18 protein-coding genes and 1 tRNA gene are annotated in these 17,020 nt (G+C 62.1%); 10 read left to right on the forward strand and 9 right to left on the reverse strand.

Translation table 11 applies throughout. The features are described 5' to 3' along the window. The 3 genes from smpB to dapA all read right to left on the reverse strand — a co-directional run. A partial coding sequence (smpB, locus tag RMO89_RS08295) for an SsrA-binding protein SmpB (RefSeq protein WP_310532447.1) occupies positions 1-410 on the reverse strand: 410 nt, incomplete at its 3' end. A gap of 113 nt (positions 411-523) precedes the next feature. Next, a complete protein-coding gene (locus tag RMO89_RS08300) occupies positions 524-826 on the reverse strand; it encodes an endonuclease domain-containing protein (protein WP_310532503.1) in 303 nt (100 codons plus the stop codon). 184 nt (positions 827-1,010) lie between these two features. Continuing rightward, entirely contained in the window at positions 1,011-1,892 is an 882-nt protein-coding gene (gene dapA / locus RMO89_RS08305) for a 4-hydroxy-tetrahydrodipicolinate synthase (protein WP_310532448.1), read from the reverse strand. 113 nt (positions 1,893-2,005) lie between these two features. On the opposite strand from dapA, the gene RMO89_RS08310 reads away from it, so the two are divergent. Next, entirely contained in the window at positions 2,006-4,114 is a 2,109-nt protein-coding gene (locus RMO89_RS08310; RefSeq protein ID WP_409035528.1) for a transglycosylase SLT domain-containing protein, read from the forward strand. Between the two features lie 130 nt (positions 4,115-4,244). Here RMO89_RS08310 and RMO89_RS08315 read toward each other — a convergent pair whose 3' ends face one another. Genes RMO89_RS08315 through RMO89_RS08325 form a run of 3 tightly spaced genes read right to left on the reverse strand, consistent with a single transcriptional unit; the run spans position 4,245 to position 6,817 of the window. Then, entirely contained in the window at positions 4,245-5,594 is a 1,350-nt protein-coding gene (locus tag RMO89_RS08315; RefSeq protein ID WP_310532452.1) for a tetratricopeptide repeat protein, read from the reverse strand. Positions 5,595-5,613: 19 nt separating this feature from the next. Next, complete coding sequence (locus RMO89_RS08320; RefSeq protein WP_310532453.1) at positions 5,614-6,081, reverse strand: plasmid partition protein ParG; 468 nt, start codon at positions 6,079-6,081, stop codon at positions 5,614-5,616. Between the two features lie 7 nt (positions 6,082-6,088). Continuing rightward, positions 6,089-6,817, reverse strand: a complete 729-nt coding sequence (locus RMO89_RS08325; RefSeq protein WP_310532504.1) for a ParA family protein — start codon at positions 6,815-6,817, stop codon at positions 6,089-6,091. A 204-nt stretch (positions 6,818-7,021) separates the two neighbouring features. On the opposite strand from RMO89_RS08325, the gene RMO89_RS08330 reads away from it, so the two are divergent. From RMO89_RS08330 to RMO89_RS08340, 3 genes are all read left to right on the forward strand, one after another. Further along, the gene (locus RMO89_RS08330; protein ID WP_310532455.1) at positions 7,022-8,167 is read left to right on the forward strand and encodes an SPOR domain-containing protein; all 1,146 of its coding nucleotides are present in this window, start codon (positions 7,022-7,024) and stop codon (positions 8,165-8,167) included. Next, positions 8,146-9,396 (forward strand): DUF418 domain-containing protein, encoded by a 1,251-nt coding sequence (locus tag RMO89_RS08335; RefSeq protein WP_310532456.1) that lies wholly within the window; start codon positions 8,146-8,148, stop codon positions 9,394-9,396. The genes RMO89_RS08330 and RMO89_RS08335 overlap by 22 nt, the downstream gene beginning before the upstream one ends. Positions 9,397-9,570: 174 nt before the next feature. Continuing rightward, positions 9,571-9,744, forward strand: a complete 174-nt coding sequence (locus RMO89_RS08340) for a Flp family type IVb pilin (RefSeq protein WP_310532458.1) — start codon at positions 9,571-9,573, stop codon at positions 9,742-9,744. Positions 9,745-9,781: 37 nt separating this feature from the next. On the opposite strand, the gene der is transcribed toward RMO89_RS08340, so the two are convergent. Beyond that, positions 9,782-11,146, reverse strand: a complete 1,365-nt coding sequence (gene der / locus RMO89_RS08345; protein WP_310532459.1) for a ribosome biogenesis GTPase Der — start codon at positions 11,144-11,146, stop codon at positions 9,782-9,784. 136 nt (positions 11,147-11,282) lie between these two features. Between der and RMO89_RS08350 the strand changes: the two genes are divergently transcribed. Beyond that, positions 11,283-11,966: a CHAP domain-containing protein gene (locus tag RMO89_RS08350; protein WP_409035525.1), complete on the forward strand. Its 684-nt coding sequence runs from the start codon at positions 11,283-11,285 to the stop codon at positions 11,964-11,966. A 6-nt stretch (positions 11,967-11,972) separates the two neighbouring features. Here the strand turns inward: RMO89_RS08350 and RMO89_RS08355 are convergent, their stop codons facing one another. Continuing rightward, complete coding sequence (locus RMO89_RS08355; protein WP_310532461.1) at positions 11,973-12,263, reverse strand: DUF3297 family protein; 291 nt, start codon at positions 12,261-12,263, stop codon at positions 11,973-11,975. Positions 12,264-12,340: 77 nt separating this feature from the next. Between RMO89_RS08355 and RMO89_RS08360 the strand changes: the two genes are divergently transcribed. Beyond that, positions 12,341-12,415, forward strand: a tRNA-Val gene (locus tag RMO89_RS08360). On the opposite strand, the gene RMO89_RS08365 is transcribed toward RMO89_RS08360, so the two are convergent. Continuing rightward, positions 12,394-12,693, reverse strand: a complete 300-nt coding sequence (locus RMO89_RS08365; protein ID WP_310532462.1) for a hypothetical protein — start codon at positions 12,691-12,693, stop codon at positions 12,394-12,396. The genes RMO89_RS08360 and RMO89_RS08365 overlap by 22 nt on opposite strands. Positions 12,694-12,910: 217 nt before the next feature. Between RMO89_RS08365 and RMO89_RS08370 the strand changes: the two genes are divergently transcribed. The 4 genes from RMO89_RS08370 to RMO89_RS08385 all read left to right on the forward strand — a co-directional run bounded on the left by RMO89_RS08370 (position 12,911) and on the right by RMO89_RS08385 (position 16,907). Further along, entirely contained in the window at positions 12,911-13,600 is a 690-nt protein-coding gene (locus tag RMO89_RS08370; RefSeq protein WP_310532463.1) for an ABC-three component system protein, read from the forward strand. Continuing rightward, positions 13,597-13,842 (forward strand): ABC-three component system middle component 6, encoded by a 246-nt coding sequence (locus tag RMO89_RS08375; protein ID WP_310532464.1) that lies wholly within the window; start codon positions 13,597-13,599, stop codon positions 13,840-13,842. Before RMO89_RS08370 ends, RMO89_RS08375 begins: the two co-directional genes overlap by 4 nt. Then, on the forward strand, positions 13,839-15,605 hold the full coding sequence (locus RMO89_RS08380; RefSeq protein ID WP_310532465.1) for an ABC-three component system protein: 1,767 nt from the start codon (positions 13,839-13,841) through the stop codon (positions 15,603-15,605). The genes RMO89_RS08375 and RMO89_RS08380 overlap by 4 nt, the downstream gene beginning before the upstream one ends. Before the next feature lie 822 nt (positions 15,606-16,427). Continuing rightward, a complete protein-coding gene (locus tag RMO89_RS08385; RefSeq protein ID WP_310532467.1) occupies positions 16,428-16,907 on the forward strand; it encodes an HNH endonuclease in 480 nt (159 codons plus the stop codon). The last annotated feature ends 113 nt before the right edge of the window (positions 16,908-17,020 follow it).

A 17,020-nucleotide genomic window follows, 5' to 3' on the forward strand; every position in this document is an offset into this window, starting at 1 on the left:
GCGTTGTTCTTGCCCTTGGCGAGCGCCAGTTCGACTTTCGCCCGCCCGCGGCCATTGAAATAGATCGACAGCGGGACCAGCGTCATGCCCTTGCGCTCAACCGCACCGGTGAACTTGGCGATTTCGCGCTCTTTCAGCAGCAGTTTGCGCAGTCGCTTCGGTTCATGGTTGTGGCGGTTACCGTGGCTGAATTCGGGGACGTTGGAATTGACCAGCCAAACCTCGCCCTTTTTCACTTCGGCATAGGATTCAGCGATCGAGCCTTCGCCGAAGCGCAGGCTTTTTACTTCGGTGCCGGTCAGGGCAATGCCCGCCTCGAACACTTCATCGATGAAATATTCAAAACGCGCGCGCCGGTTTTCGGCGACGACCTTCTTCTTGTCGAACTGGGCGGGAGTCGGGCGAGCCATGGTAGGGGCGATGTAGGGACGACCGGACCAAAAGGAAACGCCTGATCGAATAAATCCTCCCTGTTCGCGCAGCGAATGGGGAGGTGGCAGGCGCAAAGCGCCTGACGGAGGGGTCAGCCTAGGCCCCCGCACCGCCGCAAGATCGCAGCTGCAACTTCGACATCTGATTTCAGCACTGCACTTGCCGGGATGCGCACAATCTCGATCCCCTGCCCGGCCAGCCATGTATCGCGCTCGGCGTCCTTTTCAGGCCGATCGCCCATGTCGTGGGCGCTCCCATCGATCTCGAAACCCAGCTTTGCCGATGGGCAGTAGAAATCGATCACATAGGGGCCAACTGGATGCTGACGGCGAAATTTCACGCCACCCGGCTTCTTTCGCAACAGATTCCAAAGCAGGACTTCCGGGAGCGACATTGTGGCGCGCAGGCTTCGGGCCTTGACGTAGTCGTGTACGGGCAATTCACCCCTCCGTCATTCGCTTTGCGAATGCCACCTCCCCATCGCTTCGCGACAGGGAGGATTTTAAGCGCTCCCAATCCTCCCTGTCGCGAAGTGATGGGGAGGGGGACCGCGCCGCAGGCGTGGTGGAGGAGCACCCTCAAACCAGCCCGGCATTCTCCAGCGCTTCATCCACCTGTTTCTTCACCGCATCGCCCACCTTGACCAGCGGCAGGCGCAGGTCGTCGGTCATCCAGTCGTGGACGCGGCTGAGTGCGTACTTGCACGGCGCGGGGCTGGCATCGGCGAACATCGCGTAGTGCAGCGGGTAGAGCTTGTCGTTGAGTTCGCGGGCCAGCGTCAGGTCATTCGCCGCAATCGCGGCCTGGAAATCGGAGCAGAGCTTTGGCGCGACGTTGGCGGTCACCGAAATGCAGCCCTTGCCGCCGGCGGCCGAGTGCGGCAGCCACAATTCGTCGTCGCCTGAAAGCTGCGCGAAGGCGTGGTGGATGCCCATGCGGTGGTCGGTGACGCGGCTGAGGTCGCCGCTGGCGTCCTTGATGCCGACGAAGGTCTTGGGATAGCGGTTGACCAGTTCGATCACCGTTTCCGGCTTGAGATCGGACACGGTGCGCCCCGGCACGTTATAGAGCACGATCGGCAAATCGGTGTTTTCCGCCAGGAAGCTGTAATGCGCGATCAGGCCGGCCTGGCTCGGGCGGTTGTAATAGGGCGCGACGCAGAGGCCCGCCACCGCGCCGCTCTTCTTTGAAAAATTCAGGTGCAGGCGCGCGTTCATCGTATCGTTGCTGCCGCAGCCGGCGATGATCGGCACCCGGCCAGCGGCCTGCTCGATGCACACCTCGATCACGCGGTGATGTTCGGCGTTCGACAGGGTCGAAGCTTCACCCGTGGTGCCGCAGGGGACGAGCCCGGACGAGCCATTCTCGATCTGCCACTCAACGAGTTGCCGGAAGGCGCGCTCATCGAACGCTCCATCGCGAAAAGGAGTCACCAGGGCCGGAATGGAGCCGGAAAACATGGACATCTTCCTGTCAGTTGCCCCAAGGAAGCGACGGGCCGATCCCGAAGCAGCCCCTCGCGGCTGGTTTGTGTTCAGGGCCTGATAAGGAGCTTACAGCGAAAATGTCCAGCATGGTGACGACACGTAATTTGAAACATCGCTCTCTCGCCCTGCTGATCGGCTCGCTTCTTGCCCTTCCTGCGCTGGCCCAGACTGCATTTGCCCAATCCGTTTCGGTGCCGGTGGTGCAGAAGCTGCCCGAAGGCTACGTACCCGGCGGCGAGGATCAGACCGCGCCCGCACGTCCCTCGGCTCCAATGGCCGCACCGATGGCCGTGCCGATGGTGGGTGAAGGCGGCGAATGGGATACCGCGCGCTCGGTCCACCGGGACAATGGCTCGCCCCAGATGGCGGCGGCAATCGCGCGTTGGAAGTCGCTGAGCCAGAACGACAATTACAGTTTTTCCGACTATTCGGGTTTCCTGCTAGCCTATCCGGGCCTGCCGCTGGAAAGCAAGATCCGGCGCAGCGCGGAAAAGGCACTGGAACGCGAAGGTGCCGATCCCGGGCGCGTTATCGCCTATTTTGACCGGATGCCGCCGCTGACAAATTCGGCGCGGGCGCTCTATGCCCTCGCCCTCGCCTCTGCGGGCCGCGTGTCGCAGGCGCAGTCGCAGGCCTTGGCCGCGTGGCGCGGCGGGTCGATGAGCCCCTCGGCGGAGAGCGGCATCGCTGCCGTTCTTGGCGGCAAGATAAAGATCGACGATCAAGACGCGCGAATGGACGCGCTGCTCTGGGCCGGCGCGACCGATGCGGCATCACGCCAGTTGATGCTCGTCTCCACCGGCACGCGCGACCTGTTCGCCGCCCGTCTTGCCGTGCTGCAAGGCAACGATCCCGACCGCCTTGGTATGATAACGCCTATGGGCGCGCAAAGTGATCCGGGCTGGCTCTACAACCGCGCGCGCCAGATGCGCCGGCTGAACGAGCGGCTGGGAGCTGCCACGCTGCTGGCCAACCGCGCACCGCTGACGCGCTTGCCCTATGATCCCGAAAAGTGGGTCGAACTGCAACTCGCCGCCGCGCGCGATGCCGATGCGGCGACTGCCGTGCGGATTGCATCAAAGATCGACGACGGTTTTGCCCCGCAGGCCGATATCAGCCTGCTCTCTTTCGACCTGCGCGACGATTATACGTCGCTCATGTGGCTTGGCGGACAGAAGGCGCTCTACACGCTCAGCGATCCGCGCAGTGCAGCGCTGTTGTTCTGGCGTTACGGCGCCGCTGCACGCACTCCGCAGACCCGCTCCAAAGGCTTCTACTGGGCCGGACGGTCGCTGTCGCAAGCCGGTGACCGCGACGGGGCCAAGCGCTATTTCGAGGCGGCCGGGGCCTATCCCGACCAATTTTACGGGATGCTGGCGCTCGAGCGGTTGGGCAAGCAGATCCAAGGCCTGATGAGCAACCCCTCCGCCGTCCCCTCGCGCGCCCAGCGTGATGCCTTCAACGATCGCCCGATTACCCAGGCGGTGCGCGAAGTGGCCATCGAGACTGACTGGCCCACCGCCGTGCGCTTTTTCCGCGAGATCGCCGATCAGGCGGAAAGCGAGCTCGATCACGTGCTAGTGGCCGATCTGGCCCGCGAAATTGGCCGGCGTGATCTTGGCGTGATCCTTGGCCAGGCGGCCCATGTCGATGGCCACGGAATCTACCGCAAGACCAGTTTTCCGCTAATCCCGGTGCCGGAAGGGTCCAACTGGACCATGATCCACGCGATCAGCCGGCAGGAAAGCCAGTTCGCCATGAACGCCGTCAGCCACGCGGGCGCCCGCGGGCTGATGCAACTGATGCCTGGTACGGCGCGCGAGCAGGCGGGCAAGATGGGGCTGCCCTACAACCCGCAGTCGCTGATGAGTGATGCCGGCTACAACCTGCGACTGGGCGATGGATACTTCCAGCGGATGGTAAGCTATTTCAACGGCAGTTATCCCATGGCCATCGCCGCTTACAATGCCGGCCCAGGCAACGTGAACAAGTGGCTGAAAGCCAATGGCGACCCGCGCAATGGTGAGATCGAATGGATCGACTGGATCGAGAAGATCGGCCTTTCGGAGACGCGCAACTACGTGCAGCGGGTCTTGGAAAACGCCGTGGTTTATGAAGTGATGAACCCCGATCAGGCCAGAATGCGCGGAGCCAATCCGCTCAGCCAGCTTATCGGCAAGCGGGGGCCGGGTTGAGCGTACTCCGCCAGACCCAAAAACCAAGAGCCCCCGCCAGGTGACTGGCGAGGGCTCCGGTTGGTCGATGTCCCTTGGATAAGGGAAAGATCATTCCATCTGCTTAACGCAGACGGTTAAAATCTGCTGATCAGCGCTTGCGAGCCATCATCGGGCCGCTGACTTCGCGGCCCGGCGCTGCCGGGGCCTTGCCGCGCGACGGGGCGGCATAAGCGAAGCAGGCACCTCCACGCTTCTTGACGCTGGAGCACAGGCCATTGGCCGTACCCGCGCCGGAAATGCCGGCAGCAGCAACGCGCCAGACGTTCTTGCCATGCACCACGGCGGGCGTGATGTTCATGCGATAGCCGGACAGCGAGGCATTGCGGGCGGTATAGATACCCCAGGCGCGGCGGGCACCCTGGTGGCTGGAGAATGAACCAAGCTGGACCATGTGCGTACCGTTGGCGGTGACAGGCACGGCGCGCTGGATACTTGCGCGGAGTTGGCGCGGTGCCGGCTGCGGCGCGGCAGCGGCGACCTGAATCACCGGTTGCGAGATAAACTGGGTGCCTTCAGACAGTGCAACTGGCGCCGGGCCAGCGGCGACTTCCATCGGCGCTGCGGGAGCATCGGCTACGGCCAGCGGCGCTGAAGCGACCGGTGTTTCGTCAACCGGAGCAAGTTCAGCATTTGCCGGCGCTGACGGCATCATCACCGCAACAGCGACAGGCGCCGCCGGATTGGCCGTAGCTTCAGCAGCGAGCTGTTCCATCGCAGGGTTGTTGGCCAGTGCCAACATAGCCGGTTGGCCCGAATCACTCCGCATCGGCGTGCCGAGCAGCACGGCAACCCGGCGCTGGTACTGTTCGGGTGCTACCGATGAGGCCCAGTCGGTCAGACGGTTATCAAGCTTGTCAGCCTGGACATCCTGCGATGCCATGACGCGTGCTTCTTTCCAGCGGCCGGCAAGTGCATAGGCATAGGCAAGGTTCTGGCGGACCTTCGGCGTATTCTCACCGCCACGCAGAGCATCGGCAAGCACCGAGACGCCGCGTTCCGGCTCACCGGCAAGTGCGAGGGCAAGGCCAAGGTCGCTTGCCGGGATCTCACCACGCCAATCATCGAGCACGGCAAGCGCCGCGTCCTGATGGCCAGCGCCAATCTGCGCCAGCGCCAGGCTGAGCGCGGTGCGGGCGGAATTGTCACCCAGCTTCATCGCGTCGTCAAAGGTGGTCGCGGCCGACTGGAAGCGGCCCGTCTTGAAATAGGACTGGGCAAGCAGGACGCGCAGCGCGACATCGCGCGGGCTGGCAGCGACTGCAGCCTCGGCGTTGGTCACGGCCTTTTCGCCATTGCCCTTCATCAGCGCAAGCCGCGCCGCATCCGCCGAATTCTTGCGCACGGTCATGCCCTGCGCAGCACAACCAGCGAGCAGGCCAATCGCGAGCACGGCACCGGCAACCTTGGTAAAACGAGCCTTGGAAGTGCGGGAAGACATGACAGTTACCCCTAGGAAATTATTTGCGCTTGGCGCGCAGCTGGCCGGCAATGGCGTCGAATTCGGGATTGTCGGCGAGAAACTTGTCGAGCGCCTGCGTGACCACCGCCTGGGCGCTGAGGTTCTGCGCGGTGCAGGCCAGACGCAGGCGCAGGTGACGTTCCTCGTCGAGCCGCAGCGTGAAGGCAGCCTTGCGGCCGCGCGCAAAAGCCGACTGGCGCTCGCGTTCCGCGCGCGCAAATTCGCGGGTCAGGCGCTGCTGCTGGCGGCGAGCATCGGCGGTGCGCGTGATGGGCACGACTTCAGCTTGCGGCATGGTTTCGCCCATGTCGTTCCAGCCGAGCTCGTGATCTATTGCAGCGTCTTCGAATTCGCCGGGCATGGACACTGCTGCAGAATGCTGGCGCATGGCCGGCTTTGCCCCGCCCTTGCGAGCAAGCAAGGTCGGGCTGAGAGAGGCCAGCGGCTTGTGAGTGTCTACCGCCATGGTCCTGTCACGATCCTGCGACGCGGCGACCGAAGCCACCAACTGGGCGGGCATAGCCTGCAGCAATCGGCGCACCCGGAGCAGCTGCCGGAGCAGCGAATACCGTGCGGCGAAAGTTCTTTTCCAGCCGGTCGTAGACATAGTTCCACAGCGCGGCGATTTCCATCGACGAGCGGCCCATCGGATCGACTTCCATCACCGTGCGGCCATCGATCATCGAGGCAGCATAGTCGGTGCGGTGATGCAGGGTGATCGGGGCAACGGTGCCATGCTGCGACAAGGCAACAGCGGCTTCCGACGTGATCTTGGCCTTGGGGGTAGCGCCGTTGACCACGAAAAGCAGCGGCTTGCCGGCGCGTTCGCACAGGTCGACCGTGGCACCCACGGCGCGAAGGTCATGCGGGCTTGGGCGAGTCGGCACGACGATCAGTTCGGCAACCGAGATTACCGACTGGATCGCCATGGTAATCGCCGGCGGCGTATCGATGACGGCCAGCTTGAAGCCCTGCGAGCGCAGCACCTGAAGGTCTGCGGCAAGGCGCGAAACCGTGGTCTGGGCAAAGGCCGGGAATTCCGCCTCGCGTTCGTTCCACCAGTCGGCGAGTGATCCTTGCGGATCGATGTCGATCAGAACGACAGGACCCGCGCCGGCGCGCTGCGCCTGCACGGCGAGATGCCCGGACAAGGTTGTCTTGCCAGATCCACCCTTCTGTGATGCCAGTGCCAGTACGCGCAAAGTAAATTCCCCCCGAATGCGTTGGACCATTCGATTGGTCCCTAAAAAACCAGATGCTCCCTAATTTTGAGTTAATGGCGGCGATGGAATTGTTCGCAGCGGCTTTGGCACGCCCGGCCATCTCAGGGGCTTTCAAGCCGGGTTTTCCTGTGTCACAAGCAAGACTTAGGTCCGGCGGGGGCCACGGGTGGACGGGGTAAGCGAATGAATCTGCGAGTTGTGCTGTCAGGATTGCTTGCCGCCACGCTGGCCGGAGCCGGCCCGGCGATGGCCGAAGTGAAGACCGGCGTCGATGCCTGGGCGCGCGGCGATTTCACCACTGCGGTCAAGGAATGGGAAGGCCCGGCAGCGCGCGGCGATGCCGATGCGCAGTTCAACCTTGGTCAGGCCTATAAGTGGGGCAAAGGGGTCAAGCAAGACCTTAAGAAGTCCGAGTTCTATTTCGGTAAAGCTGCTGCACAGGGACACATCGAAGCCTCTGATAACTATGGCTTGTTGCTGTTCGATCGCGGTGAGCGCGGACAAGCCCTGCCCTATGTCAAGGCCGCTGGCGGACGCGGCGATCCGCGCGCGCAGTACCTGCTGGCAATCATGTATTTCAACGGGGACATGGTCAGCCGCGACTGGGTTCGCGCCTATGCCCTGATGACGCTCGCCCAGCAGTCCGGGCTGCCGCAGGCGAAGGCCGGGCTTGAGCAGATGGACAGCCATATCCCGCTGACCCAGCGCCAGCAGGCGGTCGGTCTCGCACAGCAATTGGCAACTGAAGCCGAGGCCACGCGAAATCGCCAATTCGCCGCCGACGATCTGGGCGTGAAAAATCCCGCCGGTGTCGTGACCTCCCCGCCGCCAGTGGCCGCCGCCGCGCCGGTGCGCCGCCAGCCCACGGCCGAAGAAGCCGTTGCCGAGGCCGAGCGCGTGACGGGGAGTGCCACCCCGCGAACTGCCGGGGCCGACTATGCCCGGCCCGTTGCAGCCACGCCCCCTCCCCTGGCACCGCGTCCCACCGTCGCCATGGCAACACCGCGCCCGATCACCATTCCGCCCCGTCCAGCCGCGACACCGTCTGTAGCCGCGTCCAAGCCCGCCGTGATCACAGCAAAGCCAACCCCGCCGCCAGCAGCAGGCGGCTGGCGCATCCAGCTCGGCGCATTCGGTGTCAGCAGCAATGCCGATGCGCTGTGGGTCAAGGTTCGCGGACGGCCTGAACTGGCCGGTCATGCCCGGATCAACGTGCCGGCAGGCGCGGTGATCAAGCTTCAGGCCGGCGGCTACAGTGAAGACGGCGCCCGCGCCGCCTGCCGCTCGTTGAGCGCTGCCGGGCTTGCTTGCGCGCCGGTGAGGAACTGACCGGAGACGTGCCGCCAACCCGCGCCCCTGACGGGCGTATCGCTTCGCTCGACCTGATCCGCGGCATTGCGATCCTCGGCATCCTTGCGGTCAATATCGCCGGTTTCGCCGGACCGATGGACGCAACGGTATCGCCGGCATGGAACGGAGCGCCCAGCCCGGCCGACGAGACCAGCTTCCTGGCCACATTCATCGTGTTCGAAGGCAAGATGCGCGGCCTGCTCAGCCTGCTGTTCGGCGCCAGCATGGTGCTGCTGGTCGAAAGCGCCGAAGCGCGCGGGCGCAGCGGTGATATCGCCCAGCTCAGGCGGCTGATCTGGCTGGCCGTGATCGGCTACCTGCATTTCGTCGTGCTGTGGTGGGGCGATATCCTCTTCGCCTATGCCTTTGCCGGGTTTTTCGCGCTGCTGTTGCGGCATCTGCCGGTCAAAATCATGCTGCCGCTGGCCCTGTTCGCCTTTGCCATCTGGCACGGCGGGGGCATGGCCGGCAGTACCAACGCCGTGCTTGCCGACCTGCGATATTCAGCGGGCGCTTCCCCGCCGTCCGAGGCCAGCCGCATCGCGCAGGAACGCAAGGCTGTGCAGATCAGCGCCGACACCGAACTGCGCCGCGAGAAAGGCAGCTGGAGCGAACTGGCCGCCTACAAACTCACCGAGCAGACCCGGTTTCCCATAGTCGGAGCCCTGATGGGCATGGGCGAAACACTACCGATGATGTTGATCGGCATGGTGCTGTATCGCAACGGTTTCTTCACCGGAGGCTGGCCCCGGCGGCGCACCATGCTGCTTGCGGGCGGAACGCTGATCTTCGGGCTGGCCGGCACACTCGCCCTCGCCGCAATGGCCCAGGCTTCCTCCTATGCCCCCGCGACCATGAGCGCGATCATCGTCTACTGGGCGGCGGTCCCCCACTTGGCGATGACCCTCGGCTATGCGGCGCTGCTGACAGCAGTTGCGAGGCGGCTGTCGGGCGGCCGCCTCGCCCGGCGCATCGAAGCCGTGGGCCGCATGGCTCTGAGCAATTACCTCGGCTGCTCGCTAGTGTTCACCGGGGTATTCTATGGCTGGGGAATGGACATGATCGGGCAGGTACCGACGCGCTGGCACTTCATCTTTGTCCTCACCGGCTGGATTGCCATGCTCACTTGGAGCCAATGGTGGCAGGCGCGGTTAGGCCAAGGCCCGGTCGAGCGCTTGTGGCGAAATCTGGCCAAAACCGGCAACTAACTCGTCCGTGGACTTGGTGAGTTTCATTATGCCTTTAATTACTAATCTTAAACCTGAAATTGGTTAATTTGGTCCGGCTGGGCCATTTACCATCAGCTATCCGAATAACGGTATTGTCAGCCATCGCTTTGAGGGCAAGGCGACACCTGGAATTTTGACTTTGGAGACTGGGAAATGAATCTCATGGGGAAAATCCTTCGCGAAAGCGAAGGTGCGACCGCAATCGAATACGGCCTTATCGCCGCCCTGATTGCTGTTGCTATCATGTCGACAGTCGGCGGCCTCGGCACGCAGCTGAACAAGACATTCTCGAAAACGTCTTCAGCTATGAGCTCGACGAACGCATAATCATCGGCGCCTCAGCCTGATGGTCCAGCGCATTGTCTTAACTTTTTGCGAAAGGGTTCTTCGGGCTGCGCAGCGTCAGGCGGACCGGCACAGCATCAAAGCCCAGATCGCGGCGGATGCCGTTGATCAGGTAGCGCTGATAGCTCATTGGCAGATCATCAAGCCGCGTGCCGAACAGCACGAAGCCGGGCGGGCGCGTCTTGGCCTGGGTGATGTAGCGTAGCTTGATCCGCTTGCCGCCGGGTGCGGGGGGCGGATTCTTTTCCAGAACATCGTCAAACCAGCGGTTGAGCAGCGATGTCGGCACGCGCTTCGACCATGCTTCGCGCAGATCGAAGGCAGCGGCAATCAGCTCGTCGAGCCCCTTACCCGTGCGCGCCGAAACGGCGAGCAGCGGCACACCGCGAACCTGGCTCAGACCTTCTTCCAGCGCGGCACGGATGCCGTTGAACAGGCCCGATGGGCCTTCCGCCACGTCCCACTTGTTGATCGCAACGATCAGCGCGCGGCCTTCCTCAAGCGCCATGGCCGCGATCTTGAGGTCCTGATGTTCAAGCCCCTTGGTGGCATCGAGCAGTAGCACGACCACCTCGGCAAAATCGACCGCATGGCGCGCATCGGCGACGGCCATCTTTTCGAGCTTTTCGACCACCCGCGCCTTTTTGCGCATGCCGGCGGTATCGATCAGCCGCACCGGGCGCACTTCGTCCGTCTTGGGATCGGTCCAGACCCAGTCCACCGCGATCGAATCGCGCGTGATCCCGGCCTCAGGCCCGGTCAGCAACCGGTCTTCGCGCAGCATTGCGTTGATCAGGGTAGACTTGCCGGCGTTCGGGCGGCCGACAATGGCGAGTTTGAGCGGACCAGCAGTGCCCTCCTCGTCCTCGTCGTCCTGAACTTCCTTGCCTTCGACGTGGGGCAGCAGCGCCTGGAACAAATCGGCGAAACCTTCACCATGTTCGGCCGACACCGCAACAGGCTCACCAAAGCCCAGCGAATAGCTTTCCAGAAGGCCCGATTCGGAAGCGCGGCCCTCAGCCTTGTTGCCCACCAGAATCACGGGAATGGTCGATTGCCGGAGCCACCGGGCGATTTCCTCATCTAGCGGGGTCAGGCCTGCGCGGGTGTCGAACACGAACATCGCCGCGTCGGCACCGTGGAGCGAAACCTCGGTCTGGGCGCGCATCCGGCCGGGCAAGGTGTCAGGATCCTCGTCCTCCCAGCCCGCCGTATCAACGATGGTGAATTCAAGCCCGAGCAGGTTGGCATCGCCAAACCTGCGGTCACGCGTCACCCCCGGCTGGTCATCGACCAGCGCGAGCTTCTTGCCCACGAGCCGGTTGAACAACGTCGATTTGCCGACATTGGGACGTCCGATAATGATTATTTGCGCTTTCGCCATGACGCGCCAAGTGGCCTTTTGTGCGCCAATAGGCAAGCGTGGCGGCAAATGCGTGCCTCTACCCGGCAAAATATTACCGGCTTGTTTACCATATGTAGATGCCCTGATTTAACCGGACACGCGCAAAAGCGCTGCCATGAAGCGCCGCCTTGCCCCCTTCTTACTAGCCACGCTTGCCGCGCTGCCCTCACCGGTTTTCAGCCAGGCGCAGGGTGAAGCAGCGGTCGCCGGGACCGCCGGCATCTCGGCCTTACAACTCATGTCGCTGCAATGCGTTCCCTATGCGCGCACGGTGTCGGGCATCCAGATTTACGGCGATGCCCATACGTGGTGGGGTCAGGCAGCGGGCAAATATGCCCGCGGGGACCGGCCCAAGGTGGGCGCCGTCATGGCGTTCAAGCCCTATGGCCGCATGGAACTAGGCCACGTCGCCGCGGTCAGCCAGATCATCGATTCGCGCACCGTCCTGCTGCGCCACGCCAACTGGTCGCTGATCAATGGCGCACGCGGGCAGATCGAGAATGACGTGCGCGCGGTCGACGTTTCGGAAGGCAACGACTGGAGCAAGGTCCGCGTCTGGTTCGCCCCGATCCAGGGGATCGGCGGCACCGCCTGGCCGGTCCAAGGCTTCATCTACAACGAGAAGCCGGGCAGCCGCAGCATGCTGCTCAAGCCGGAAAAGCAGTCCGCCCCGCGCAAGACCGATGGCGCCATGGCAAAGGTCTCGCCCGGCCCGGTAAAGGGGATCAAGGCCTCGAAAATCGACGCGCGATATGCCGCCGATCCGATCGGAGCGATCATTTCGGCGGCAATGAAGTAGGGCGGCTCAGCCGACCTTGTTGACCGGCGCGCCTTCGCCCAGATCTTCGTACCATGCCTCGACCGGACCGGTGAGCTTCAGCGTCAGCGGCTGACCCTTGCGGTCCATCGTCTTGCCGGCCTGCACCCGCACCCAACCTTCGGAAATGCAGTATTCCTCGACATTGGTGCGCACGACGCCCTTGAAGCGGATGCCGACGCCGCGCTGCAGCTTGTCCGCATCGAAGAAGGGGCTGCGCGGGTTGATCGCGAGGTGATCGGGGGGCACATCAGGCCCCGAAGTGGTTTCTTCGCTCATGCTCCGCGCCTCTAGAGCGATAAGCCGTCTTGTCAATTCGCGCCGCTCGCTCTAAGGGCCCTGCTCCTCGCGGAAATGGGCGCGTAGCTCAGTGGTAGAGCACACCCTTCACACGGGTGGGGTCGCAGGTTCAATCCCTGCCGCGCCCACCATTTCCAGCGTTGATAATCTGCCCTTGTTGACCGATTTCGACAACGATGAGCTTGCCGCCCTGCCCCGCCGTGGTCAGCAAGTGGTCAGCCCCATAGCTCCGTGCTGAACGGTGAACCTGGCACCAGAGCTTGGTCAGTACCCGTGAGGCATTGCGTAATCGAGTAGGGTCGTATTTCGCATAAATTCGCGTCGTGCGGGCTAGCTGACCTTCGTGGCCGAGCAATTCGACGATCTCGCGTTCGGGAACGGACTCGTCAGCATACAGCAGCGTTGCCACGGTATGCCGAATTGTTTTCGGATAGACGTCTGAGGAAAGATCGAGAGTACGTCGCATAATGCGCCACGCTGTCCTGTGACTGTTCGCCCGTATCATGGCGCATGCCTTTCCAGGCGATTTTCAGCCTGTTCGCCCTTATGGGCCAAAGGGCGACCTCAAATGCGATGGTTTCCGGGCCAGCGATGGCACTGTGTTCCAATGCTACGCACCCGACGCCATGAAGCTTGAACCACTCCTCGCCAAGGTCGATGAGGATTTCGCGGGTGCGCTCCTACACTGGACGACAAAAATGCTCCGGTGGATGTTTGTCCATAACGACAGTCGCGGGCTCCCGGCCGAGGCGGTCAAAAAACTTGCCGAACTTAACTTGGCGAATCCGAACGTTGCTTTGGCGGTCTGCGGCGAAGCGGAATTGCGGCTGATCGCCATGTCGCTCGCACTTCACCAGCTCGAGGATCTCTTTGGCGCCGTGCCATCGGGGCGTGTGCTTGAGAAGCTCGATTTCGTGGCGTTGCGGCCGGTGTTGCTAGCGATTCAGCGACAAGAGCCGGAAGCGGAACCATCGCTGGTGGCACCTTCAGCGGCAAAGCTAGAACGCAATGCCCTCTCCCCGGATGCCGCCGGCCTGCTCCGCCAGGGTCGCCGCCGCGAGCAACTGGTCGAAGCCTTTTTTGCCGGCTGGCCTGATCCCGACCTCGGCGAGGAGATCGCGCAAGCGTTCCGGGTGCGCTATCAGGCGCTGAAGGCGGTCGGGCTATCACCGGATGATATCTTCGGCGAGCTTCAAGCGTTCGCGGGAGGTATGACCGGAGAACCAGCGCGCCAAGGCGCGGTGCTCGCTGTGCTTTCTTACTTTTTTGAGCGTTGTGACATCTTTGAGGACGCGATTCGAATCGACCTGATATGATTCTACCGACCAAACATATCCGGCCCGATCGGGCGCTCTTGGCGGTTGGCGCCGACGTGCTCGGCTGCCTACGCGAGCCGATGACCGTATCGCGTCTCTGGGATGAGATTCGCACCTCACGCAGCGATCGGGCGGTGTCGGCACCGATCAACTATGACTGGTTCGTGCTCGCGCTTGACCTGTTGTTCATTGTGAAGGCCGTGCAGTTCGATCGTGGCCTGGTTCAGAAGTCCGCGTCATGATCCACTTCCTTTCCAGCGACCTTCCGAGCTTCAAGAGTCTGGTCTTCCGGCCCGGGCTGAATATTCTGCTGGCCGACAAGAGTGATGGGGCGACCGATCGCCAGTCCCGCAACGGCGCCGGCAAAACGAGCCTCGTCGAACTGATCCATTTCCTGTTCGGCGCCAACGCCGACAAAGACAGCATTTTTCGTGCCGATGCGCTTGCAGGCTTCAGCTTCGAGGCCCGCGTCGATATCGGATCGACGATCGTCGATGTCGCTCGCTCCGGCACCAAGCCGTCCCGCATCCGATTGCAGGGCGACACGTCCGATTGGCCGATCGCCCCGTCTCTCGAAGCCAAGTCCGGCGATCTGGTCATCAGCAACGAAAATTGGCGCGCGGCATTGGGCGCGCTGCTCTTCCGTCTGAACCCGGATGTGGATGACGATGCGAACGGCCGCTTTCGGCCGACCTTTCGCTCTCTATTTTCCTATTTCGTGAGGCGGCAGAATAGTGGCGGTTTCGTGTCACCCACACAGCAATCCTCGATGCAGCAGGCTTGGGATCAGCAGGTAGCGATCAGCTATCTCCTGGGCCTCGACGCGAGTGTGCCGCAACAGTTTCAGGAGGTCCGCACCCGCGAGCGCGCGATGGCGGAGTTGCGCAAGGCGGCAAAGGACGGCAGTCTCGGCCGATATTTCGGGACGGCGGCCGATCTCCGAACCCGCATGACCATCGCCGAAGCCCGCGCCAGACGGATGCGCGAGCAGCTCGACACCTTCAATGTCGTCCCCGAATATTCCGGGATGGAGCAGGAAGCTTCGCAGATCACGCGCGAGATTTCGATGCTCAGCGATGACAATACCTCTGATCTAGAACTGATCCTGCAACTGCGCGCGGCGATCGACAGCGAGCTTCCGCCGGCCACGACCAGCCTGGACCGCCTCTATCGAGAAGCCGGTGTCGTGCTGCCGGGATCGGTCGGTCGCCGCTTCGAGGAAGTGGAAGAGTTCCACCACGCGATCGTGCAGAACCGTCGCTCGCATCTGACGTCTGAGGTTCAGGCAGCGGAGGATCGTATCCGGACGCGCGACCGTTCTCGCGAAAATCTTGATGGCCGCCGCCGACAGCTCATGGGTATCTTGCAATCTGGCGGCGCGCTGGAGCATTATGCGGCGCTCCAGCAGGAAGCCGGTCGCGCAGAGGCGGACGCCGAGGGGCTGAGGCAGCGTCTCACGACAGCGGAACAGATCGAAAGCACGAAAGCGGAACTCGACATTGAACGCGCCCGGCTCCTGAAGACGCTTCAGGACGATCATCATGAGCGCGAGAGCATCATCGAGGAAGCAATCCTCGTATTCGAGGATCTGTCCAACGCACTCTACGAGAAGGCCGGGAGCCTGACGGTCAGCGCAACGCCCAACGGTCCCCAGGTCGATATTCGTATCGATGCCCAGCGCAGCAAGGGCATCACTAACATGCAGATATTCTGCTTCGACCTCATGCTGGCCGAACTGACTGCCCGCCGGGGTATGGGGCCGGGTTTCCTCGTCCACGACAGCCATTTGTTTGATGGCGTTGATGAGCGTCAGGTAGCCAAGGCTCTACAGCTAGGCGCTGACCATGCCGCCGCGGTCGGATTTCAATACATCTTAACCATGAACTCGGATGCTTTGCCGACCGACGGCTTTCGCGACGGCTTTGATGTTGGTGCTTATGTGCTCGATATCAAGCTGACAGACGCAACTGAAACCCGCGGGTTATTCGGGCTCCGCTTTAACTGAAGCACGCTGGTGCGCAGGCTGAAGATCACGATATCGGCCGCGCGACATGTGGTACAATGTGAACCAACCGATAGGCCTCGCAGCGCTTCCCTCAACCGTCGCGGGGATAAGCGACAAACGGCACAATAATAGCCCAGCAGAGGAGCCGGTCAGACCGCAGATCGCCCGCTTCAATTCCTGCCGTTCAACCGCCGCGCAACGCAGGTGAGCGTATGGCCGGTTTCGGAGACTGGTTTCAGCCTCAGGAACGGCGGCTATGTTGGCGAACTTGGTCTCCGCCCAGCGAGAGTTTTTGCTCTAATTCACGGAGATCAGCGGAGCGCACTACTCTTGGGCGACTGGGAGCAATCAAGTTGAAAAAGTCTTGAAAGTGCGCCTCGGCTGGTGACCCGGGTGGACGCAGGTTGAAGCGGTTCTCAGCGAGATCGCCCGATTCACACCCGGACCCTTTATAAATGTGTCGATATATATAACGGCTCGATACTAGGTAATTAGGCAAAAACTAAGGTATAGTAGTGATAAGTTAAATTTCCGAGGTGGGGCTTACAAAAATTCGAGAAAGTTTACTGAGTAAAAATTCATCTAGTGCTGGCTGCGTTTCGTTCAAGGCTTATGGCGTGTGAACCTTCAACGATAGGAACACAGCCATGAATAAACTTCTCCTCCAGAGCCGGCGGATTAACGTTCGCTCTCCCATCAGCCTCGCGCCCTGTCGCGTTCGTGATTGGGCGGGAAATCGTCTGTCCGGTGGGATCGAAGGGGTCGACCATCAGGTGCCCTTCAGTGTTGATCCCCTCACGCCAGATAACAAGGCGACCGCAAATGACTGAGGTCCAGACACTCTTCAAACCGGAAGAGGCGGCGGCCTTGCTCCGCTTCAGCCGCAACACACTCGCCGCTTGGCGTTTAAAAGGTCAGGGCCCTGCCTATCTGAAAATGCGAGGTTCGGTTCGCTATCTCCGTATTGATATTGACGCTTGGCTGAATTGTGACGAACCGGGTCGTAAGGCCCTAGAAGCATCGTCTGATTGCCACCGTCTTCAGCGCGGCCTTGCCAAGCGCGCACGAGGCCGGAAGGCGGTCACTGACCGCAAGGCACGCATCCTCGCAGAACCTGAGTGCCGAGACTGCCGAGAAGAAGGCATCTCTCGACCATCCGTGGAGGTCGACCACATTATTCCTTTCGCGCAAGGCAGGTCGGATGATGACGACAACGTCAGGTGCCTCTGCAAACCGTGTCACGCAATCCGCACTAAAGAGCAGAAAAAGTCAGCGAAGCCCTGCGAGGAACACATCGGGTAGCTGCTAGTTTGTCGGTGGGTTGGTTCAGCATTGTCTGACAAACCCACCGACAGATCAAAATTCGACCTGAGGCTGCAAACGTCGCATGCTCTTAGTTGACATATGCTTCCGCG

Origin of the sequence: Novosphingobium sp. (assembly GCF_031424035.1) — a bacterium.
Taxonomy (GTDB): domain Bacteria; phylum Pseudomonadota; class Alphaproteobacteria; order Sphingomonadales; family Sphingomonadaceae; genus Novosphingobium.